Genomic DNA, 23,683 nt, shown 5'->3' with positions numbered 1-23,683 from the left:
CATAAAAAAGCTGACCTTATTAAAATGGAAAAGACTCAACCTTGACCTCCTAATACAATGGAGTATCTGGTTGAGTTTCTTTTACAAGAAAGCAGCCAAGGAAATCAATCACGAAGGTGGCCGGAAATGATCAGAATCGGATTAACATCGTTTAAAGAACATGACAAATTAACTGGTAAAAAGAATAACACTCTTTATGAATATGCAGGGTTTCTACCCTTAGTGGAATTAGATACTGCCTATTATGGAATTCCCCGAAAGTCCTCAGTTGAGAATTGGATAAGTGAAGTACCTAAATCATTTCGCTTTGTAGTCAAAGTCTATCAAGGAATCAGCGGTCAAGGAGACTGGAAGCCTTATTATCAGACCGAAGAAGAGATGATTGCGCATTTTTTAGATGTTATGTCGCCAATGGTAGATGCTGGAAAGATGTTTTGCTTTTTAGTCCAATTCCCCTCATCATTCAAATGTACGAAAGAAAATGTCCAGTACTTGCGCAAACTTAGAAAGTGGTTTGAGGGTTATCCTGTTTCTATAGAATTGCGGGATTATTCTTGGTACAGCGATGAATTTCTTGAACGTACAAGAAACTTTATGTCTAAAGCCGCTTTTTCTTTAGCCATCATCGATGAGCCACAGTTGCTGAATACAACGATTCCTTTTGATCCATTTGTCACCAATCCGAACTTTGCTCTTTTTCGATTCCATGGTAGGAATGCGCAAGGATGGCAAGCAAATGATAAAGAGTGGCGTAAAAAAAGAACGTTATATCGTTATTCAGAAAAAGAACTGCAAGAACTAGCACATGAAGTCAAAGTAGTTGATTCTAAGACAAAAGAGGTAGGTGTGATTTTTAATAACAATTCTGGTGGTGATGCGGCTGAAAATGCATTAGCACTGCAAAAAATATTAAATATCAAGCCAGATGGACTCAATCCAACCCAAATGGATCTGTTTTAAGGGCTTATTTTATTCAAGAAAGGGGCGAAGTCTATGATCAAAGCTATTTTTTTTGATATTGACGGAACATTGGTCACCAATCGTTCAAAAGCGTTGGAATCAACAAAACAAGCAATTGAATATGCTCGGAAAAACGGCATTTTATGCGGTGTAGCAACGGGGCGCAGCCCAGTAAAAATCAAAGAAATCATTGATGAATTGGAATTAGATATGTATGTCGTGTATAATGGTCAACTGGTTTTTACTGCAGATCGCACGATTATCGACCACCCTTTTGAACAAAAAGTATTGGAACATATTGTTGAATTTGCAGATGAGAACCATCGACAAATCGTTTTTGGTGCGAGAAATCGGTTAGATGGATCAACGACGATGCTATTAGGACAATCGATTTTTATCAAGCGACTAGTCAGCTTTTTACCGCGTAAATTCCCGGTACGTCTGATGAAAAAAATCCTCCAGGTTTTTAGCCCTCACCGACAAAAGGATCGTTATGAAACGTTAGAGATATTAAAAGAACCAATTTATCAATGTATATTGCTCAGTCCGGAGTCAGAACAGAAAAAGTTAGAACATCGCTTTCCCGAGTGTACGTTTCAGCGTTCAAATACGTATACTGTAGATATCATCCCAAAAGGTGGTTCAAAATTACTAGGCATCCAAGCTTTCGCAAATGCTGTCGGAATTGAAATGGAAGAAATTATGGCATTTGGCGATCATTACAATGATATCGAGATGCTGAAAGGTGTAGGAATTGGAGTGGCCATGGGGAATGCTCAGATCGAAGTAAAACATGCTGCAGACTTTGTGACTCAATCAAATGAAGAAGATGGGATATACGAAGGACTGAAACACTTCGGTCTGATTTATTAGTCAATGAAAGAAGGAAAAAATCAGTATGGAAGCAGAGACACCTTTTCAAAAAGTAGAAACATTCCACAAAACTTTTGATCCAAGAAGACCAGAGATACCCACGGCTTTTACAGAAAATGAAACTCATACACGTGCTGCGTTCAAAATAGAAGAACTTGTTGAATTTGTTGCAGCTACTTCACCTAATAAAGAACAACTGCATGAAGCTGTTATGCTGCTGCACGAAGCATTAGATAAAGCAGAAGAAAAAATACTTGGTAAAACACAGTGGGGAAGTGATCCGCTGATTGAACAAGTAGATGCACTGACAGATATCCTTTACTTTACTTATGGTTCTTTTTCATTACTAGGAATAGTGCCTGATCGAATATTCGAAATCGTCCATCAGGCAAATATGGGGAAATTATTTCCAGATGGAAAACCTCATTATGACCCTGTAACAAATAAAGTGTTGAAACCTGAAAACTGGCAGATGGAATATGCTCCAGAACCTAAAATCGCGGCAGAAATCCAACGTCAGATTCAAGAAGCGATTGCTAAGAAAAAATCCGCTGATATAGGCATGTGCACAAATGAAAAAGAGTGATCAGAGTTTCACTATTTTTGTTATCTTTATACGATGGAAAAACAAAAGATTTTCGTTTAAGTTAGTGAATGCATGAAAATAGTATGCTATAATCTAGAATAGATGTCTTTTGCACGAGAGACGTATTATTTGGATTTATGCCAAGCAGAACGCCATCTGTTGCATAAAAGATGCATACTGAAAACGGAGGAACCATAAATGGGAAATAATGTTATCATCGGAATCGTCATTGCAATCATTATAGTCGCCATTGTCGTCTTTTTGGTTAGTTACTTGATGAAGAAAAAAAACCAAGATCGATTGGATGCCTTAGAAAAACGCAAGGAAGAATTATTTGACTTGCCAGTGATTGAAGAAGTCGATGATGTTAAAAAAATGCATCTGGTTGGGCAAAGCCAAAATACCTTTCGTGAATGGAGTCAAAAATGGAATGACATATCTACTTCCTCGTTCGCTGAACTAGAAAGTCAAATTTTCGAAGTGGAAAACCTCAATGAAAGTTTTCGGTTCTTAAAAGGAAAAAAAGCAGTTGTTGAAGCAGAAGCTACAATGGACCAAATGGAGAAACAAGTGACGGAAATCCGTGAAGGTCTAAAGGAATTGCGGGAAACGGAAGAACGCAACTCACTAGCTGTTCAGCAGGCACTTGACGTCTATGAAGAACTGAAAGAAAAAGTCAGAGAAGACGAGCATGAATACGGACCAGCTCTTTTTGAATTGCAAAAACAGATCAAAGTGATCGAAAAAGAATTTACGCAGTTTGTGACTTTAAACACTTCTGGAGACCCTGTTGAAGCCCGCGAGGTTTTGGATAAAGCAGAAAAACATACGTATGAAGTGGAAGCTCTGATGAAAAAAATTCCACCGCTGTATGAGGAGCTCCATACCACTTTCCCTGAACAACTTGAAGAAATCAGTGATACTTACGAGAAATTGATGGAAGAACAATATGTATTCCCAGAAGAAGATCTTGCTGAAGATATCGCAAAAGTAAGTCGAAGAATTGAAAATTCATTAGCCAATCTTGAAAAAACAGAAGTTGAAACGGTCGAATTTGAAAACCGTGAAACAGCTGATTTGATTGATTCGTTATATGATATCTTAGAACGGGAAATGGAAGCTCAGAGATATGTAAAAACTAACCAATCAACGATTGCAGAGTATATCAAACATACAACAAAGAATAACCGTCAATTATTGATTGAGCTGGATCACACATCTCAAAGCTATACATTGAACCACAATGAAATTGGCCGTGTACGAGGTTTCCAAACCGAAGTGGAAGAAATGGAACGTCAAAATGAACAGATGATTCCACAGATCCGTCAACACGAAATTCCTTATTCAGAAGTGCGCACGTTCTATAAAACAGTCTTCAAAGTCTTAGAAGATATCGAAAAGCAACAAGTAGAGATCGACGACTCATTACATGAATTGAGAAAAGGCGAAAAAGAAGCGCAAGAAAAGATCGATACATTCGAATTCAAATTGCGCAGTTTGAAACGTTTTGTAGAAAAACAACGTTTGCCTGGCTTGCCGAATGATTACCTAGAATTCTTTTTTGTTGCTACTGACCGTATTGAAGAACTAAGTGTTGTCTTGAATAAAATTCGAGTAAACATGGAAGAGGTCAATCGTTTAGTTGCTCTATGTGAAGAAGATCTAGAATTATTAGATAAGAAGACACATGATTTAGTAGATGCAGCAGCATTAACGGAGCAAATGCTCCAATATGCAAATCGTTATCGTCATACACACGAAGAAGTGAGAGAAGCAATTGATAAAAGCTACTATTTATTCAATAAAGAATATCACTATCAAGAAGCATTAGACGAAATCGGTACAGCATTAGAGCGAGTAGAACCAGGTGCTTTCAAACGCATCGAAGATTTTTATTTTAATCATCCAGACTTAGTATAAAGCAAAAAAAGTTAGTAAACCAGCAAGAGCAAGACGGATTATTGTCTTGTTCTTGTCTTTTTTTGTATATTTGAAAATTGAAACAAGTGAAAATTTCACCTGCTCTTGAAAGCACCTTGGACAACCGTTATAATAGAAAAGAATTTCAAAAAAGAGGGGTTTCTTATGATATATTTTGATAACAGTGCAACAACCCCAATCTTTCCGCAAAGCTTAGATGCATATGTAAAAACCAGTCAGCGGATTATTGGGAATCCATCAAGCTTGCATGATTTAGGCAATCAAGCTAACCGGTTGTTGCAGCAAGCAAGAAAGCAGATCGCTGATTTGATCCATGTAGAACCAGAAGAAATCTATTTTACTTCAGGCGGAACAGAAGGAGATAACTGGGTATTAAAAGGAACGATGATCGAAAAAAGAGAATATGGGAATCATATGATCATTTCAGGAGTCGAACATCCGGCCGTCAGCGAGACAGCAGAACAATTAAAAGAATTAGGAATCGAAGTAAGTATCGCCCCAGTGGATAAACGCGGATTTGTACGTGTCGACGAATTGAAAGAATTAATAAGAAAAGAGACAGTATTAGTCTCTGTTATGGCTGTGAATAATGAAGTAGGATCGATTCAGCCCATCCAGGAAATCAGTGATCTTTTGGATGATTTTCCTAAAATTCATTTCCATGTAGATGCTGTTCAGGCGATTGGAAAAGTACCATTCTCGCAATGGTTGACAGAAAGAGTTGATTTTGCAACATTTTCAGCTCACAAATTCCATGGCCCACGGGGAACTGGTTTCATTTATTGGAAAAAGGGTCGTCGTTTAGCACCATTACTGACAGGTGGAGGACAGGAAAGGAATCAGCGAAGTGGGACAGAAAATGTTCCAGGGATTGTGGCTATGGCTAAAGCTTTACGTTTATCATTAGAGATAAAGGAACAAAAACCTGAGCAGACACAACGCTTAAAAGTAGCTCTAATCAATGCGTTGAAGACGTATGAGAAAGTGACGATTTTTTCAGAAGGAACTGACTATGCACCGCATATTTTATGTTTTGCTCTAAAAGGAATTCGCGGCGAAGTTCTCGTCCATGCCTTAGAAGAAAAACAAATATTTGTTTCTACTACTAGTGCCTGCTCCTCACGTAAACATATGGCAAGCAGTACATTGCACGCAATGCATGTACCAAATGATCTGGCTACATCTGCTGTTCGAATCAGCTTAGATGAAAACAATTCGCTTGCAGAAGTCGAGCAATTTATGATTATTTTCAAGCAGCTTTATAAGAAATTTTCTGCAATCAATTAAAAGAGGAGTGTTCTTGTGAAATACAGTGAAATTATGGTCCGTTATGGGGAACTTTCGACAAAAGGAAAGAATCGAAAAAGCTTTATCATGCAACTAGCACAAAATGTCAGACAAGCTTTGAAAGACTTTCCAGAAATCAAAATCCATGCTGATCGGGACCGGATGCATCTTTTATTGAATGGCGCAGACGGGCAGCTAGTTATTCCAAAACTAGCAAAAATATTTGGGATCCAAAATTTTTCTCCAAGTATTCGTGTAGAAAAAGATGTCGAAGTTTTAAAACAAGCTGTTCAAGACATCATGAAAGAAATTTATACTGGGAAAGAAACATTTAAAATTATCGCTAAAAGAAGCGATCACCAATTTGAATTGACAAGTAATGAATTGAATCAAACATTAGGTAATGCTGTTTTTGATATTTTCCCGCATATCCAAGTTCAAATGCGTCAACCAGATATTCCATTACGTGTAGAGATTCGGCGTGATGGCGCTTATCTATCGTATGAAACGATCAAGGGAGCTGGAGGATTGCCCGTAGGAACAAGCGGAAAAGGAATGCTTATGCTTTCTGGGGGGATTGATTCTCCTGTAGCAGGGTACTTTGCCATGAAGCGGGGAGTGGAAATTGAAGCTGTTCATTTTGCTAGTCCGCCGTATACAAGTGAACAAGCACTGCAAAAAGCAAAAGATCTAACAGCCAAACTAGCACCTTATGTGGGAACGATCCATTTTATCGAAGTGCCATTTACCGAGATTCAAGAAGAAATCAAAAAGTCAGTGCCACAAGGATATTGGATGACAATTACTCGTCGAATGATGTTGCGTTTGACCGATGAAATTCGCCGTATTCGTCATGGTTTAGTCATTTTGAATGGTGAATCATTAGGTCAAGTGGCTTCGCAAACTTTGCAAAGTATGGTAGCTATCAATGAAGTAACGAATACGCCAATCATTCGGCCTGTAGCGACAATGGATAAACTTGAAATCATTGAAGTAGCAGAACAGATCGATACATTTAATCTTTCTATCCAGCCTTTTGAAGACTGCTGTACGATTTTTGCTCCTCCACAGCCAAAAACACGCCCTCAACTGGAAAAGGTCCATCAATATGAAGAGCGTTTAGCAATAGATGAAATGATCCAACGAGCACTAGCTGGCTTGAAGATGGAAGAGATACAAGCAGAATCGTCTAATGAAAAAACTGAAGAATTTTCAGAATTGCTATAAGAGGTTATGAAAATAGTGTTTTGACCAGAGTATTAGAGAAACAAAACGAAAAAATAGCTCCATGTATTTTACCGTTTTTGAACTAATGTCAAAGATTAGCTGATTGAATACCATTTATCAAGAAGTTATGGAAAAGCCGGTTCTTTTTTACTAACTGAAAAATAAAATTTTATTTAGAGATCAAGCTACAGTTGATAAATGATATAAAAAAGAGAATTTCCCATGAAATAGCGAGGTTGTGAGAGAAGTGGGTAGCTTCAAGAAATAAGAAGGAATTTACGAAAATTGCTTTTCAAATTTTTGTGAAATTTCGGCTTATTTCCGAAGAAGTTACTTCTGGAACACCGTGTATCAGAGGTTGTGAAAAAGCTGCCCTGCATCAAGTAATAAGAACAGCCAAACAAAAATAGTTCCTCATATTTTACGTTTGGTTGAGCTTATTACCGCAGATGCAAGCTTTTGAACACCGTTTTATTTGTCTCACACCCTTTTCCTTCCTACTTGTAACCTTGCTCCCGGGTTAGAAACATGTTACACTAAATATGTGAAATTATTAACAAGGAGCGTCGTTATGCGAGAAAAAACAGATACACTGCCAAAAGCAACTGCGAAAAGATTACCTTTATATTTACGCTACTTGAAGATGCTGGATGACTCAGGCATAAGTAGAATCAAATCAAATGAGTTTAGCGAAATCACCCAAATTCCTTCTGCAACGATCCGCAGAGACTTCTCGCAATTAGGCGAGCTAGGCAGAAGCGGATATGGCTATGATGTCCCTTTCCTTATCGATGTATTCAATAATATCCTTAATACTAAAGAAGAAAAACGAATCGCATTAGTAGGATATGGAAATCTTGGCAAAGCATTGAAACACAACAATTTTAGAAGAAATGAAAATCTAAATATCGTGTGCGTCTTTGATAATGATCCAGCACTGATCAATCGAGTAATTGATGGAGAAATGATCTATCCGATTGATCGTTTCGCGGAGATAGCCAAAGCAAAAAATGTGACAGTAGCAATCTCTACGGTACCAAGTAAATATTCACAATCTGCTATTGATGAAATTGTCAAAGGAAATGTAACCGCTATACTTAATTTTGCGCCTGACAGAGTAACTGTCCCAGCTTATGTCAATGTTCAATACATTGATTTGACAACCGAGTTGCAGACGCTTATTTACTTTGATGAGAATTACTCAGAAGTTTTTTCTTAGGAAAATTTGAGTAGGCTTATTGATCTTGCGAGAACTCGTCGTAATTCTTTCAAAAATTTTTTAGTACTAAATGAAGTGGTTTTTCACGACCACTTGTTGACTAAAAAAAAAAACCATTGTAGAATGAAGCATAACGCTGAACAAGAGGAGTAACTGGCACATTCATTCTTAGAGAGAGAACTATCTGCTGAAAGGTTCTCAATGACAACCAGTGAAGGTAGCTTGGGAGTTTCTGTCTTGAATGGAGTAGAGATAGACGAGTCGTGATCGTTAACTCACTTGAGAGGCAATAATGATTGATTATTGCAATTTAGGTGGTACCGCGTAAATCATACGTCCTAGAATACGAAAGTATTTTAGGACGTTTTTTAGTTTAAAGGAGGAAAACAGCATGACGGAAGAAAATAACCTATCAACAAAATATAATCCGCAAGAAGTTGAAGCTGGACGTTATCAGCATTGGTTAGAACAAGATTTGTTTAAACCGAGCGGAAATAAAAAAGCAAAACCTTATTCAATCGTGATCCCGCCCCCAAATGTTACTGGAAAACTTCATTTAGGGCATGCTTGGGATACGACCTTGCAAGATATGCTGATTCGTCAAAAGAGAATGCAAGGATATGATACTTTATGGCTGCCTGGTATGGACCATGCAGGAATCGCGACACAAGCAAAAGTAGAAGCGAAGCTTAGAGAGCAAGGGATTTCTCGTTATGATCTAGGTCGTGAAAAGTTCATCGATCAAGTGTGGGAATGGAAAGAAGAGTATGCGAGCCACATCCGCGAACAGTGGGCTAAAATGGGCTTATCTTTAGATTACAGTAGGGAACGTTTTACATTAGATGATGGATTATCTGAAGCAGTACGTAAAGTTTTTGTTACCTTATACGAAAAAGGTTTGATTTATCGTGGTGAATATATCATCAACTGGGATCCTCAAGCACGAACAGCTCTATCTGATATCGAAGTTATTCATAAAGATATCGAAGGCGCCTTTTATCATATGAGCTATGAACTAGCAGATGGATCAGGCGTAGTAGAAATTGCGACAACCCGTCCAGAAACGATGTTGGGAGATACGGCGATTGCTGTTCATCCAGAAGACGAGCGTTATCAAGCGCTCATCGGCAAAAAAGTGATTCTACCTTTAGTCAATAAAGAAATCCCAATCATTGCAGATGAATATGTAGATATGGAATTCGGGACAGGTGTAGTAAAAATCACTCCAGCACATGATCCAAACGACTTTGAGGTAGGTAATCGTCATGATCTTCCACGCGTAAATGTTATGGATGATGATGGTACGATGAATGAACTAGCAGGAAAATATGCTGGAATGGATCGTTTTGCTGCTCGTAAAGCAATCGTGCAAGATCTGAAAGAAATCGGTCGATTGATTAAAATCGATACGATGATCCACAGTGTGGGTCATTCCGAGCGGACAGGTGTCGTTGTTGAACCTCGGCTGTCTACTCAATGGTTTGTAAAAATGGCGCCGTTAGCGAAAAAAGCCATTGATAACCAAGAAACAGATCAAGCAGTGGAATTCTTCCCTCCAAGATTCAATCAAACGTTTTTACGTTGGATGGAAAATGTCCATGATTGGGTAATCTCACGACAATTATGGTGGGGACATCAAATTCCTGCATGGTATCACAAAGAAACAGGTGAAATGTATGTAGGGATGGAAGCACCAGCGGATAGTGAAAACTGGGTACAAGATCCTGATGTTTTAGACACTTGGTTTAGTTCAGCTTTGTGGCCTTTCTCAACAATGGGCTGGCCAGATACGGAAAGCGAAGATTATAAGCGATACTTCCCTACTAGCACTTTAGTAACCGGTTATGACATCATTTTCTTCTGGGTAAGCAGAATGATTTTCCAAAGCTTGGAATTTACTGGCGAACGTCCATTTGAGAATGTCTTGATTCATGGATTGATTCGTGACGAACAAGGGCGGAAGATGAGTAAATCATTAGGTAATGGAATCGATCCGATGGAAGTAATCGAAAAGTATGGAGCAGATGCTCTCCGCTGGTTCTTATCGAATGGTTCTGCACCAGGACAAGATGTCCGCTTCAGCTATGAAAAAATGGATGCTTCTTGGAACTTTATCAACAAAATCTGGAATGCTTCACGTTTCGTTATCATGAATATCGAAGGAATGACCGTAGAAGAGATCGATTTATCTGGAGAAAAATCAGTGGCTGACCGGTGGATCCTTACTCGTTTGAATGAAACGATCGAACGAGTAACTGAGCTATTTGATCGTTTTGAATTTGGTGAAGCAGGTCGACAACTGTATAACTTTATCTGGGATGATTTTTGTGACTGGTACATCGAAATGAGTAAAGAAGTACTTTATGGAGATGATGCTGTTTCAAAACAAACCACCCGTAGCATCTTAGTCCATACACTTGATCAGATCCTACGTTTATTGCATCCAATCATGCCATTCGTTACAGAAGAAATATGGGAACATATTCCTCATCAGGGAAATTCTCTAGTAGTGGCAGAATATCCTGTTGTACGTCCAGAGTTTGATGATGAAACAGCTTCTAAAGGGATGGAAGTATTGAAAGAATTGATTCGAGCCGTTCGAAATATTCGTTCAGAAGTGAATACACCATTGTCTAAACCAATTACGTTGCTAATTAAAACAAACGATGCTAAAATCGATCAATTTTTAGTTGAAAATACAAGCTATATCGAACGCTTCTGTAATCCCGAAGAGTTGACGATATCAAGTGAGATCACTGCGCCAGATCTAGCGATGTCAGCTGTTCTGACAGGTGCAGAAATCTTCTTGCCGTTAGCAGGATTGATCAATATTGAAGAAGAAATCAAACGATTAGAAAAAGAACTGGAAAAGTGGACAAGCGAAGTAAAACGTGTCCAAGGAAAACTTTCTAATGAACGTTTTGTTTCTAACGCGCCGGAAGAAGTAGTAGAGGCAGAGCGTGCAAAAGAAAAAGATTATTTAGAGAAGCAAACGGCTGTCAAAGAACGAATCGAAAGTTTGCGTACTATTCAATAAGAATAGAAAAAGAGAGTGTTCAATCAGCTAGCTATTACTAAAAGCTAGCTGATTGAACATCGTTACAGGAAAGAGTTTGAGCCTCACTCTTAGCTTCGATTCATAAGGAGATGTGACATAAATTTTGTCACATCTCTTTTTTAGTCTACTCTTATTATGTAGGAGAAGGAGGGAGATGGATCATGTATCAAGAGTCAATAAAGTAGTTGATAAAATCGTTCCTCTCTCTGTTTCTTTTCTCTTTGTCATACTTTTATTTTTCTTATGTGTTCTATTTGTTATAATAAAAGAGAAATGGGGGAATTGTTGATGACGATTGAAGAAGCAATAGAATGGATCCATAGTCGATTACCATTTGGTTCACGTCCTGGCCTTGACCGAGTCGAAGCTTTATTAGAAGTGGTAGGGCATCCAGAGAGAAAAGTAAAAACGATCCATATCGCTGGAACAAACGGAAAAGGTTCTACTGTAGCTTATTTGAGAAGCCTATTAGAAGAGGCTGGGCTGACAGTAGGTACATTTACTTCACCTTATATCGAAACGTTCAATGAACGGATCGCAATCAATGGCAAAAGCATCCCAGACAATGATTTGATCCAGCTTGTAAAAAAATATCAGCCACTGATCAAACAACTTGATCAATTTGAAGCAGTAGCTGGTATTACTGAATTCGAGACATTAACAGCAATGGCATTTGATTATTTTTTGATGAAGAAAGTGGACGTAGCGATTATCGAAGTTGGCTTAGGCGGCTTATTGGATTCTACCAATGTAGCTGTACCAATGCTGACGGGAATAACAACGATTGGACTTGATCATACCGAAATACTTGGAGATACAATTGAAGAAATCGCTGCACAAAAAGCTGGAATCATCAAACAAGGCGTTCCAGTAGTAACAGGAAATATTGCCCCAGAAGCTTTTACTGTCATCCAACAAACAGCTAAAGCAAAAAATGCACCGCTTTATGTATACGGGGAAAATTATAAAATAAACTATCTGCATCCTGATGAGATGTGGGGAGAAGTATTTGAATTTTTTAATGAAATAGGAAAGATCCCTCAATTAACCACTCCGCTTTTAGGGCAACATCAAGTTGAAAATGCAGGAGTAGCCATCGAATTGTATTTTGTTTACTGTCAATTGGAAAAGCTGCCTTTCCGAGAAAAAGATGTTTTGAAGGGATTGAAGAAATCTCGATGGCCAGGAAGAATGGAGCGTTTGAGTAACGAGCCATTAGTTGTTTTAGATGGTGCCCATAATACGCATGCAATGAACCGGCTTGTTGAGAATTTGAAAAAAGAATTCAAAGGATATCAAATCAACATTTTGTTTTCCGCCTTACGAACTAAAAATGTTAGAGAAATGCTAGAACGATTGCAGCAAGTACCAAATGTCCATATTTATTTGACGACCTTTGAACATCCAAAAGCCATCGAATTAAGTGAAGTATCAGATTTAGCAAGTGAGAGAGTATCAATCGTTTCATTGTGGCAATTCGGATTAGCAGATATATTGGAAAAGATGACAAATGAAGACGTATTAGTTGTGACCGGTTCACTTTATTTCATTTCAGAAGTTCGCCATTTATTAATACAATTAGGAGGAGATCATGAAGTATAATGCAGTGATTTTTGACATGGATGGTTTGCTGTTCGACACAGAGTTAGTGTATTACGAAGCCACACAAGTAGTAGCAGACAAGATGGGTTTTCCTTATGATAAAGACCTGTATTTAAAATTCTTAGGTGTTTCAGATGAAGAAGTATGGGCGAATTATCATATGATTTTCTCGGAATTTGGCAAAACAAGTGTACAAAGATTCATAGATGATTCATACCAGGAAACGCTTGAACGTTTTTCGCAAGGAGCGGTACAAATGAAGCCCGGTGTGTTGGAACTCCTCTCTTTTTTAGAAGAACATCAGATTCCCAAAGTTGTCGCTTCCAGTAACCAACGAGCAGTCATTGAACTTTTATTGAAGAAGAACAATCTGTTTGAACGATTTGAGGCGATTGTTTCTGCAGAAAATGTTCAACGAGCAAAACCAGACCCAGAAATTTTCTTGTTAGCTAATCAGAAGCTAGGTACAGCGAAGAAAGAAACATTGATTTTAGAAGATTCACAAAATGGTATTTTAGCAGCTTCTGCGGCTGAGATCCCGGTAGTCATGGTACCAGATCTGCTTCCACCATCCCAAGAATTGATCAAAAAAACAGCTGGGGTTGTTTCTTCTTTACATGAAATCCCTGCATTGTTAAAATAAAAATCCATCTCTTTTCGTATCTTATTTTAGATAAGATAGAAAGGAGATGTTTTTTTGGGAAAACGATTGATCAAAGAAGTACCTACTAGCTCTTTACCAAGGGAACGTATGGAAATTTATGGCGCTGAAGCTTTATCGGATCAGGAGCTTTTGGCAATCTTACTGCGTACCGGTCAACACCCTTATAGTGTGATGTCGATTGCTGGAAATCTGTTAAAAACGTTTGGAGGACTGGCCTCTTTACGACAGGCTACTTTGCATGAGTTAGAAGAGATTCGAGGGATAGGACGCGTGAAAGCAATCGAAATCAAAGCCTTGATCGAATTAGGTCGACGAATTCAGACGGATCATGAAAGAGCGGCTCCACCGGTTCGTACCAGCTACGAATTGGCCCAGCAATTGATTCTGGAAATGAAAGATCACAAACAAGAACATTTGGTTTGTATTTATTTGGACACGAAGAATCAAGTGATCTTAAAAAAAACAGTGTTCATCGGTTCGCTGAATCAGTCAGTCGCTCATCCTAGAGAAATTTTCCATTATGCTGTACGTTATTGTGCAGCAAGGATCGTTTTAGCGCATAATCATCCTTCTGGTAATGTTATTCCATCGCAGCAGGATATGAATTTTACCAAAAGGATACAAAAGTGTGGAGAAATGATGGGGATCACTGTACTGGACCACTTGATCATCGGACGCAAACGATATTTTAGTTTGAGAGAAGAAGGAATGATGGAAGAGAAGTAAGTTGCTTTCTTGCAAAAAAAATGAAGCAAGTGTACAATTATATTGTAATTTTGTTTGGGAATAGAAGTTGAAACATCTGTTGCACCTCTATCGTACACGAGCAATGTTACAATTTAAATTAGTGCTTTTGGCACGAGGAGGATATTATTATGGAAAACGGAACAGTAAAATGGTTCAACGCTGAAAAAGGATTTGGATTTATCTCACGTGAAGATGGAAGCGACGTATTCGTTCACTTCTCAGCTATCCAAGGTGACGGATTCAAAACATTAGAAGAAGGTCAAGCAGTGACTTTCGACGTTGAAGAATCAGACCGCGGCCCACAAGCTGCAAACGTTGTAAAAGCTTAATTTTATCTGTAAATCAAATTGATGGTAGACATCAATTTTTACGAGAGAACAAAGCGAGTAACAAAAATACCTGCCACAAGAGACAATTTCTCTTGTGGCAGGTATTTTTTTGTATGAAAAAGTAAATAAATTTAAGAGGCTATGAAAGAGCCACCTTGTATCAAGGAATAAGAACAAACAAAAATGGCTTCTCATGTTTTTCATTTGTTTTCTCTCATATTCAGGACAAGGTGCTGATTTCATAACCTCTTATTTATTCTTCATCTGGTGTCATTACCATTGGCAAAATCATTGGATGTCTTTCTGTACGTTCGAATAAGAAAGGCTGAAGCGCGCCAGTCATCGCTTCTTTCAATTTATATTCTGAACAGTCAGGTCCATTCAAACATTCTCTTAAAGCGTGGAATAAGATTCGCTGAGCTTCATTGATCATTTCTCCTGATTCTCGCATGTAGACAAATCCACGAGAGAGAATATCTGGACCAGCCAAGATTTCTTTTTTCTTGATATCCACTGTCGCGACAGCTAATACAAGACCTTCTTCTGAAAGAAGGTGACGGTCACGTAAAACGACATTACCAATATCACCAATCCCGCTACCATCGATATACACATCTCCAGCCACAAAATGCCCAGCAGGACGCGCAGAATCGCTAGTTAACGCTAAAACATCGCCATTTTCCATGATGAAGCAGTTTTCTGCAGGAACACCTACATCTTGTGCTAGAGAAGCATGTACTTTCAACATGCGGAATTCTCCGTGGACAGGAATAAAATATTTTGGCTTCATCAAACGAAGCATTAATTTTTGTTCTTCTTGTCCACCGTGACCGGAAGTATGGATGTTATTGATTTTTCCGTGAATCACTTCTGCACCAGCTTCAGACAGCAAATTGATCAAATGATTGACACTTGTTGTATTACCAGGAATAGGTGAACTTGAAAAGATCACTGTATCGTCTGGCTGGATTTGGATTTGACGGTGAGTACCATTCGCGATGCGGCTCAACGCGGCCATCGCTTCTCCTTGAGAACCTGTACATAGGATCATCGTTTCATTGGCAGGCAAGCGATTGATTTCGTGTGCATCTACAAATGTGCCGTCTGGAACTTTGATATATCCTAAACGTTGACCGTTGACGATGGCATTTTCCATGCTTCGTCCGAAAACAGCGATTTTACGACCAGTTGCCACAGCGGCATCTGCTGCTTGCTGCAAACGGAAGATGTTAGAAGCAAAGCTGGCAAAAATGATACGTCCTTCGATTTTTGAAAAGATCTTCAAAATAGAATGCCCAATCGTTTTTTCTGATTTAGTAAATGTTGGAATCTCAGCATTTGTACTATCAGATAAAAGGCACAAGACTCCTTCTTCCCCGATACGAGCCATTTTATGCAAGTTTGCTGGTTCGCCAACAGGAGTGAAATCGAATTTGAAGTCTCCAGTCGCTACGATATTTCCAGAAGGTGTTTTCACCACGATCCCTAATGCATCTGGGATACTATGGGTCGTTCTGAAAAAGCTGACAGAAGTCTTTCTAAAACGGATGATCGTATCTTCATTGATCTCATGGAGCTCTGCATCTCGAAGCAAGCCATGCTCATCTAATTTGTTTGTGATCAACGCTAATGCGAGAGGACCAGCATAGATAGGAATATTTGCTTGTTTCAGCAAGTAGGGTATTCCGCCGATGTGGTCTTCGTGCCCGTGAGTAATCACCAAGGCTTTTACTTTGTGTAAGTTTTGTATGATGTAGCTGTAGTCGGGAATGACATAGTCAATTCCAAGTAAATCGTCTTCCGGGAATTTGATCCCGGCATCAATCAAAATGATTTCATCTTGGAATTGTACCCCATACGTATTTTTCCCGATTTCACCTAATCCACCAATAGCAAAGACGCCTGTCTCGTTATTTTTGATGGAAAGTTTCATATTAAAACTCCACTAATGAGAAATCAGCATTTTCTTTTTCGTACTCTAGATGACTTCCTTCTAGAAGTTGAACGAATTCAATATTGTATGGGGTATTTTCTTCCACACGTTGGCGAGCGTCTACATCGCTTTTTGCCTCAATGTAAAGAGATTTTGTTTCTTCCCGTTTAGGGTTGCGTACTTTTGTTTCTTGATAATAAACTTTATAGATCATTGTTTTGTCTCCTTTATCTGCGTAAAGCAGTGATTTAGCTAGTTGATTTTTTTAGACAACACAAAACGAGGGGACAAGCCACCTGGTTTTTCATATACTTTGACTAGAATACTGGATTCGAGTCAAAGAGACAAGCCTCGTTTTTGCTTATCTGTTCGGATATTTTTTCAACCGTACCTTCTGTATAAAAAATATACAACAATTAATTGTTATTCTAGCATAAAACAGCAAATAAGTATAGAAATCAACTAGATTGAAAGAAAAAATCAATGTTTATCATCCCGCTATAATCATAATGACTTTTTTATGAGAGAAGTGTTCTATTAATAGGCTCGTTGTGCTATCATTTTTAGTAATGAAAATGTAACAAAAGATTAAAAGGAGATGAGAAAGTGAAACTAATGTGGCATTATACCATGCGTCATAAGAAATTCTTGTTTTTCAATTTCATATGCGTATTTGGTTTTATTTTGATTGAATTAGGACTTCCTACGATTTTAGCACGTATGATCGATGTAGGAATCCGCAATGATGATTTTGATTATGTGAAGCAACAAGGGATATTTATGATCGTTATTACTGTAATCGGTATTATTTTGAATATCTTGTTAGGTTATTTTGGTTCGAGGATTACGACTAATATCGTAGCAGATATTCGAGATGATTTGTTCGAAAAGATCCAAAGTTATTCGCATCAGGAATACGAAAATCTAGGCGTATCTTCATTGATCACTCGTACAACAAACGATGCTTATCAGATCATGTTGTTCCTGCAAAATATTTTACGTATCGGTTTTATGGCACCAATGATGTTCATTGTCAGTTTGTACATGGTCATGCGTACAAGTGTGACACTCAGTTTGTATGTAGTAGGTGCATTACCTTTACTATTATTGGCAGTCGTAGCGATTGCTAAGGTGTCTGAACCGTTATCTAAAAAGCAACAAAAAAACTTAGATAAAATCAACAGTATCTTGCGGGAAAATCTTTCAGGATTGCGTGTGATTCGTGCATTCGTCAATGAAAAGTTTGAAGAAAAACGTTTTGCTGTAGTCAATGAGAATTATGCTTCTAGTTCAAAAAGCTTATTCCGTTTGATGGCTGTTGCACAACCGGGTTTTTATTTCTTATTTAATATCGTAATGGTATTGATCATCTGGAGCGGGGCAGTGCAAATCGATGCAGGCGAGCTTCGTGTAGGAGATTTGATTGCGTTTATCGAGTATATATTCCATGCCTTGTTCTCATTCATGTTATTTGCCAGTGTGTTCATGATGTATCCAAGAGCAGCTGTTTCAGCTGGACGTATCCAAGAAGCCCTAGATGCCAAACCTTCGATTGTAGAAGATCCAAAGGGTATATCTGATACAAAAACTAAAGGGTATATCGAATTTCAAAATGTAACATTTGCTTATCCAGGCCATTCGCAAGAACCAGTGATTCGAAATGTCAGTTTTACAGCCTCTCCAGGAGAAACCGTTGCTTTTATTGGAAGTACCGGTAGCGGAAAATCTACGTTGATCCAATTGATTCCTCGCTTTTATGATGTGAGTGAAGGAAAGATCTTGATCGATGGAGTAGACGTGAGAGATTATCGGCTAAGCAAGTTGCGAGATAAGATTGGGTTTATTCCGCAAAAAGCGTTGCTATTTACTGGAACGATTGCAGATAATTTGCGATACGGGAAAGAAGATGCTACGCAAGAAGAAATGGAACGTGCAGCTGAGATTGCTCAAGCTTCAGAATTCATTTCTCGAAAACCAGATGGATTTAATGAACATTTATCAGAAGGTGGTTCCAATTTTTCAGGTGGGCAAAAACAACGATTGGCAATAGCCAGAGCCATCATACGCCGTCCGGAAATCTATATTTTTGATGACAGCTTTTCTGCATTAGATTATCAAACGGATGCGAAGTTACGTGCTCGTCTGAAAAAAGAAACGACAGAATCTACTGTGTTGATCGTAGCACAACGTGTGGGAACGATCATGCATGCAGATAAGATCATCGTATTAAATGAAGGAGAAGTCGTCGGTATGGGGACGCATCGGGAGTTGTTGGAAAAATGCCCGATTTATTATGATATTGCCGCTTCTCAATTATCAAAGGAGGAATTAGCATGAAAAAAACCTTTTCTTCCTTAAAACGTTTAGCTCGATATATCAGACCGTATCGTGGGACTTTTCTTTTAGTGATCCTATTTACAGTTCTGACAGTGGCTTTCAACGTGGCTTTGCCATATGTTACAGGACTTCCTACTACAGAAATCAGCCGTAATATTGCCAATAGCGAATCAATCAATTTTTCTTATATATTCAAATGTCTCATTTGGATCACAGTTGTTGGAATAGGGTATTGTATTTCGCAATTACTTTCTGGTGTTTTGATGACAAATGTCGTTCAAAGTGCCATGCATGATTTGAGAAGAGACATAGAAGAAAAAATCAATCGTCTTCCGGTTTCATATTTCGATAAAAACCAGCAAGGAAATATTTTGTCTCGTGTGACGAATGATGTAGATGCAGTCAGCGGTGCTTTACAACAAGCTTTTATTGGTATCGTAAATGCGATATTGGGAATTACGTTGGCTGCAGCAATGATGTTTTATATCCAGCCGATGATGGCGTTGATCTCTATGATCATGATTCCAACATCGATCTGGATCTCAAAACGAGTGATCAATGCTTCGCAGAAATATTTTCAAAGCATGCAGAATTCTCTTGGTGAGCTAAACGGCTACGTCCAAGAAAATATGACAGGTTTTAGTGTATTGAAAGTATATGGACGCGAAAAAGAAACATTGGAAGGATTCAAAAAAGTTAATCACAGCTTGAAATACTTTGGGTTTCGTGCAGCATTCATTTCTGGCTTGATGATGCCTCTAGTTCAATTAACTGCCTATGCTACTTATATTGGTATGGCTGTTCTAGGAAGCTTTTATGTTATTACTGGGGCGATCGTTGTCGGTCAACTACAAGCATTCATCCAATATATTTGGCAAATCAGTCAGCCAATGGGGAACGTGACACAATTGTCTTCAGTTTTGCAAAGTGCATCAGCGGCAACGAAACGTGTATTCGAGATTTTAGATGAGCCAGAAGAAAAAGAAAACAAAGTAGATGCTTCACTGCCAGAAACGATTTTAGGAGATGTGACATTCGATCATGTCGATTTTGCATATGATCCGAAGAAACCATTAATCCAAGATTTGAATTTTGAAGTGAAAGCTGGTCAAACCGTAGCTGTGGTCGGTCCGACCGGTGCCGGCAAGACGACATTGATCAATCTATTGATGCGTTTTTATGACGTAGACAAAGGAGCAATAAGGATTGATGGAATTGACACCAAATCAATGAGTCGCAGTGATGTGCGTTCGCTATTTGGTATGGTCTTGCAAGATGCATGGCTTTATCAAGGAACGATTGCAGATAATATCCGCTTCGGAAAGCTTGATGCGACAGATTATGAAGTAGTTGATGCTGCGAAAACAGCAAACGTAGATCATTTTATCCGAACAATGCCAGATGGATATGATATGGCCATCAATTCTGAGGGAGACAATGTGTCTTTAGGACAAAAACAGTTGCTGACGATTGCCCGAGCAGTGGTCTCCGATCCTAAAATCTTGATTTTAGATGAAGCAACAAGTTCAGTAGACACCCGTTTAGAAGCGTTGATTCAAAAAGCAATGGATCGCGTGATGGAGGGACGGACAAGTTTCGTCATCGCTCACCGTTTATCGACAATCCGTGATGCAGATCTGATTCTAGTGATGGATCAAGGTCAGATCATTGAAAAAGGAACGCATGAGAGTTTATTGGCACAAGGTGGATTTTATGAAAAACTGTATAACAGCCAATTTGCTGAGGAAGCAGAATAAGTCATATAAGAATAAAACAGTTTAAAACTTATTTTTTGTTCTCTATTCTTGATAATGGTAAAGTAAAGTTATCAAGAAAAGTGAGGACACGGAGATGGAACAGTTTTTAAATGAAAAAATTACTGAAGCCAAAAGAGAAGTTGATCGTTTAACGCACGTCTGTCAGACGAAGCCTTTTGATTCAGCTGATTTTTTTGAAAATGAGTTTCAAATCGAACGCTTGGCAGCACAAATAGAAGTGTACGAATTAATTTTAAAAAAAGTAATAGAAGAAAATATAGATGTACAATAAAAACAGGTAAAACGTCAGTTACCAGATACTGTAAATAGACATCTGGCCTGAGCAGGTTTTACCTGTTTTTTTCTTATGAAATAAATATATGCTATGATACCTTTATTCAATAGGATTAGTTTCTACAAAAAATGAAAGGAGAAAAATAAATATGGAACGGTTTATAGCATCAAATGCCACAGTGATTGGTGACGTGACATTGTCAGAAGATGTGACGATCTGGTATCAAGCTGTTTTACGTGGGGACAGTAATTGGATAAAAGTAGGACAAAGAACGAATATCCAAGATGGTACAATCATCCATGTCGATCATGATGCACCTGTAGATATTGCGGAGAATGTGACGGTAGGACATCAGTGCATGCTACATGGCTGTACAATCGAAAAAGGGGCGCTGATCGGGATGGGGACCACGATATTGAATCATGCGGTTATTGGTGAGAATAGTTTGATTGGTGCTGGATCATTAGTAACAGAAGGAAAAGTTATTCCTCCTAATGTCTTGGCTTTTGGTCGCCCAGCTAAAGTGATCCGTCCTTTGACAAAAGAAGAAATACAAAAAAACAAAGAAAACATCCAGCATTATGTCGAGATAGGTCGGATGCATGCGCAAGGAAAATTCAAGGAGCAAAGATAGGCAGTAGCATCCATAAAATAAAAAAGGATGGTCAGTTTGAGTTGACCATCCTTTTTTATTTGGTTTAGATAAGAGAGCTTAAAAAAGCTTCCTTTGAAACAGATTAATTTAATGAAGAACTGTTTTCCATGACTTCATCGATCAATCCATATGCTTTTGCTTGTTCAGCTGTCATATAGTTGTCACGATCTGTATCTTTTTCAATCACTTCAAGCGGTTGTCCAGTGCGTTCAGCTAAAATTTTGTTTAAGCGTTCGCGTGTTTGCAAAATATGGCGTGCCGCAATTTCGATTTCAGTTGCTTGCCCTTGAGCGCCGCCAAGAGGTTGATGGATCATGATCTCAGCATTTGGTAAAGCAAATCGTTTACCTTTTGTACCAGCTGTCAGCAAGAAGCTTCCCATTGAAGCAGCCATACCCATAACAATTGTTTGGACATCTGCTTTGACAAAGTTCATTGTGTCGTAAATAGCCATACCTGCTGTAACTGAACCACCAGGAGAATTGATATAAAGATAGATATCTTTTTCAGAATCTTGAGCGTCTAAGAAAAGCAATTGGGCGATGATCGAATTAGCAAGATCATCTGTTACTTGGCCGCTTAACATGATGATACGGTCTTTCAATAAACGTGAGTAGATATCGTAAGCTCTTTCACCTCGTGAAGATTGTTCAATGACTGTAGGAATTAAATTCATAATAGAGTTCCTCCTTGATTTCGTTTAGAAATAGTGTACCATAATTTAGTTTCTAATACCTAAAATGTAGTATACATTTTTGGTCAAAAAAGGTCAAATAAAAAACTTAGGCAAATTAGTCGCATAAACCCGCTTTATGGTATGATAAGCAGAGAAACAAAACAAGGAGGAACAACAGATTGATAGTTGGTATTACTGGTCTTATCGGAGTGCTGACAGGTGCTGTAGTTGTCTATATCGGCATGATACTGCAAATGCGTCACTTGGAAAATAAAGAACAGCGTAGACGTGAATTGGAATTGAAAGTCAAAGAAATCGAGACGCTGAATCAATTAAATAAAAAGATCAACGAGATCTTGCAAAAACGGACAACGCTGATGGAAGAATATGTCAGCTTTGATGCATTTGATGATTGTTATATCACGATTGACGATTTTGCGTATCTCCAATCATTTTCAGCGCAAAATAGTTTTTATCTGCCAAATTATATTTTAGACGAGCTATTTAAGAATATCTCCCATCGAAAAGTGATTTTATCTCCAGATGAAACAATGAAGATTGGTGGATATGCTTATAAAGGCGGACGCGTGATTTTAGAGAATTTTACGGATAGTCTGACTGAAATGATCAATGAAAAAAAAGCTCAGTTGAAGACTATGACGCGCCAGCCGATTGGTTTCTTCTCGAAAGATGATGTTTGGAGCTGATATTTTGAAGCATTGCCGTTGCACATGAGAGCGTGGTAATGCTTTCTTTTTTTCTTAATGATACAATAGAACTGAACGGAGTGAAGAAAGATGTTACAAATCTATGCCCATCGCGGAAGCAGTGGCACCCACCCAGAAAATACGCTTCCTGCATTTGCAGAAGCTGTACGAGTAGGTGCAGATGGTATCGAACTAGATGTCCATCTAAGCAAAGATGGTTATTTGATCGTTATGCACGACGAAGAAGTGGACCGGACGACTAACGGTAAAGGGCTGATTCGAGAAAAAACATTGGAAGAACTCAAAAAATTGAATGCAGGAGGAAAATTCAGCAAAGAATTTCCAGCAGCTAAAGTTCCTGAATTGAGAGAAGTGTTAGGACTGCTTCTCCAAAAAAATTACCGAGGGATGCTAATGATTGAAATTAAAACTGATCAGTATGAATATCCCGGTATCGAAGAAAAATTAGCCGAAACATTAAAAAGTAGAGATTGGCCTTTTCAACATGCATATTGCAGCTTTCATTTGGATTCTTTGGAAAAAATCGCATTACTGGAACCGGAGATACAGCTGGACTTATTGATGAGTACTTCTGATAAAAAGGTCCAACTAGCAGCAGAAACCCCTTATATAGAAGGAGTACATCCAAAAAATACTTGGTTGTTCGAACATCCAGTCCAGGCAGCTGATTTTCCAAAAGCAATTCGTGCATGGACGATTAACGATGAAGAAGAAATGGCCAAATGTCAAGAACTCAAAATAGATGGAATAATAACTGATTTTCCGGAGAAAGCTCTTCGGTGGAAACAATCAACGAAAAGTAGGTAAAA

Annotated in this window: 21 protein-coding genes and 1 other annotated feature; of the genes, 18 read left to right on the top strand and 3 right to left on the bottom strand. The window is 38.5% G+C overall.

Features of this window, described 5'->3' with window-relative positions; translation table 11 throughout:
* Positions 1-126: 126 nt before the first annotated feature.
* The 12 genes from OS138_RS11045 to OS138_RS10990 all read left to right on the top strand — a co-directional run bounded on the left by OS138_RS11045 (position 127) and on the right by OS138_RS10990 (position 14,493).
* Positions 127-960: a DUF72 domain-containing protein gene (locus OS138_RS11045; RefSeq protein ID WP_087626473.1), complete on the top strand. Its 834-nt coding sequence runs from the start codon at positions 127-129 to the stop codon at positions 958-960.
* A 33-nt stretch (positions 961-993) separates the two neighbouring features.
* Positions 994-1,833, top strand: a complete 840-nt coding sequence (locus OS138_RS11040) for a Cof-type HAD-IIB family hydrolase (protein ID WP_002294078.1) — start codon at positions 994-996, stop codon at positions 1,831-1,833.
* A gap of 25 nt (positions 1,834-1,858) precedes the next feature.
* A complete protein-coding gene (locus tag OS138_RS11035; protein ID WP_142652323.1) occupies positions 1,859-2,419 on the top strand; it encodes an HAD family hydrolase in 561 nt (186 codons plus the stop codon).
* Between the two features lie 198 nt (positions 2,420-2,617).
* Positions 2,618-4,339 (top strand): septation ring formation regulator EzrA, encoded by a 1,722-nt coding sequence (locus OS138_RS11030; protein ID WP_002287957.1) that lies wholly within the window; start codon positions 2,618-2,620, stop codon positions 4,337-4,339.
* A gap of 165 nt (positions 4,340-4,504) precedes the next feature.
* On the top strand, positions 4,505-5,647 hold the full coding sequence (locus OS138_RS11025; protein ID WP_002294077.1) for a cysteine desulfurase family protein: 1,143 nt from the start codon (positions 4,505-4,507) through the stop codon (positions 5,645-5,647).
* A 15-nt stretch (positions 5,648-5,662) separates the two neighbouring features.
* Complete coding sequence (gene thiI / locus OS138_RS11020; protein ID WP_002287955.1) at positions 5,663-6,874, top strand: tRNA uracil 4-sulfurtransferase ThiI; 1,212 nt, start codon at positions 5,663-5,665, stop codon at positions 6,872-6,874.
* Between the two features lie 571 nt (positions 6,875-7,445).
* On the top strand, positions 7,446-8,093 hold the full coding sequence (locus tag OS138_RS11015) for a redox-sensing transcriptional repressor Rex (RefSeq protein ID WP_002287954.1): 648 nt from the start codon (positions 7,446-7,448) through the stop codon (positions 8,091-8,093).
* A 127-nt stretch (positions 8,094-8,220) separates the two neighbouring features.
* Positions 8,221-8,437: a binding site (T-box leader), on the top strand.
* A 47-nt stretch (positions 8,438-8,484) separates the two neighbouring features.
* Entirely contained in the window at positions 8,485-11,130 is a 2,646-nt protein-coding gene (locus tag OS138_RS11010; RefSeq protein WP_002332120.1) for a valine--tRNA ligase, read from the top strand.
* 309 nt (positions 11,131-11,439) lie between these two features.
* Positions 11,440-12,753, top strand: coding sequence for a bifunctional folylpolyglutamate synthase/dihydrofolate synthase (locus OS138_RS11005; protein ID WP_142652325.1), 1,314 nt, complete (start codon positions 11,440-11,442; stop codon positions 12,751-12,753).
* Complete coding sequence (locus OS138_RS11000; protein ID WP_087626477.1) at positions 12,743-13,396, top strand: HAD family hydrolase; 654 nt, start codon at positions 12,743-12,745, stop codon at positions 13,394-13,396. Before OS138_RS11005 ends, OS138_RS11000 begins: the two co-directional genes overlap by 11 nt.
* Positions 13,397-13,450: 54 nt before the next feature.
* Positions 13,451-14,143 (top strand): RadC family protein, encoded by a 693-nt coding sequence (radC, locus tag OS138_RS10995; RefSeq protein WP_002294069.1) that lies wholly within the window; start codon positions 13,451-13,453, stop codon positions 14,141-14,143.
* Positions 14,144-14,292: 149 nt separating this feature from the next.
* Complete coding sequence (locus tag OS138_RS10990; protein ID WP_002294067.1) at positions 14,293-14,493, top strand: cold-shock protein; 201 nt, start codon at positions 14,293-14,295, stop codon at positions 14,491-14,493.
* 253 nt (positions 14,494-14,746) lie between these two features.
* Here OS138_RS10990 and rnjA read toward each other — a convergent pair whose 3' ends face one another.
* Entirely contained in the window at positions 14,747-16,426 is a 1,680-nt protein-coding gene (gene rnjA / locus OS138_RS10985; protein ID WP_002287948.1) for a ribonuclease J1, read from the bottom strand.
* Between the two features lies 1 nt (position 16,427).
* Positions 16,428-16,640, bottom strand: coding sequence for a DNA-directed RNA polymerase subunit epsilon (locus tag OS138_RS10980; protein ID WP_002287947.1), 213 nt, complete (start codon positions 16,638-16,640; stop codon positions 16,428-16,430).
* Positions 16,641-17,032: 392 nt separating this feature from the next.
* Between OS138_RS10980 and efrA the strand changes: the two genes are divergently transcribed.
* The 4 genes from efrA (at position 17,033) to OS138_RS10960 (ending at position 21,449) form a co-directional block, all read left to right on the top strand.
* Entirely contained in the window at positions 17,033-18,763 is a 1,731-nt protein-coding gene (gene efrA, locus OS138_RS10975; protein WP_087626480.1) for a multidrug efflux ABC transporter subunit EfrA, read from the top strand.
* Complete coding sequence (gene efrB / locus OS138_RS10970; protein ID WP_038810905.1) at positions 18,760-20,520, top strand: multidrug efflux ABC transporter subunit EfrB; 1,761 nt, start codon at positions 18,760-18,762, stop codon at positions 20,518-20,520. Before efrA ends, efrB begins: the two co-directional genes overlap by 4 nt.
* A 94-nt stretch (positions 20,521-20,614) precedes the next feature.
* Positions 20,615-20,812: a hypothetical protein gene (locus OS138_RS10965; RefSeq protein WP_002296291.1), complete on the top strand. Its 198-nt coding sequence runs from the start codon at positions 20,615-20,617 to the stop codon at positions 20,810-20,812.
* Between the two features lie 151 nt (positions 20,813-20,963).
* A complete protein-coding gene (locus tag OS138_RS10960) occupies positions 20,964-21,449 on the top strand; it encodes a gamma carbonic anhydrase family protein (protein WP_002319637.1) in 486 nt (161 codons plus the stop codon).
* A gap of 103 nt (positions 21,450-21,552) precedes the next feature.
* Here OS138_RS10960 and clpP read toward each other — a convergent pair whose 3' ends face one another.
* On the bottom strand, positions 21,553-22,146 hold the full coding sequence (clpP, locus tag OS138_RS10955; protein ID WP_002289402.1) for an ATP-dependent Clp endopeptidase proteolytic subunit ClpP: 594 nt from the start codon (positions 22,144-22,146) through the stop codon (positions 21,553-21,555).
* A 179-nt stretch (positions 22,147-22,325) separates the two neighbouring features.
* On the opposite strand from clpP, the gene OS138_RS10950 reads away from it, so the two are divergent.
* The gene (locus tag OS138_RS10950; RefSeq protein ID WP_002289403.1) at positions 22,326-22,853 is read left to right on the top strand and encodes a hypothetical protein; all 528 of its coding nucleotides are present in this window, start codon (positions 22,326-22,328) and stop codon (positions 22,851-22,853) included.
* Positions 22,854-22,943: 90 nt separating this feature from the next.
* Positions 22,944-23,681 (top strand): glycerophosphodiester phosphodiesterase, encoded by a 738-nt coding sequence (locus OS138_RS10945; protein WP_002377530.1) that lies wholly within the window; start codon positions 22,944-22,946, stop codon positions 23,679-23,681.
* The last annotated feature ends 2 nt before the right edge of the window (positions 23,682-23,683 follow it).

Origin of the sequence: Enterococcus sp. E5-37 (genome assembly GCF_035726925.1) — a bacterium.
GTDB classification, from domain to species: domain Bacteria; phylum Bacillota; class Bacilli; order Lactobacillales; family Enterococcaceae; genus Enterococcus_B; species Enterococcus_B faecium.
The sequence above is the reverse complement of the archived record's forward strand: the minus strand, read 5'-3'. Positions and strand labels throughout refer to the sequence as shown.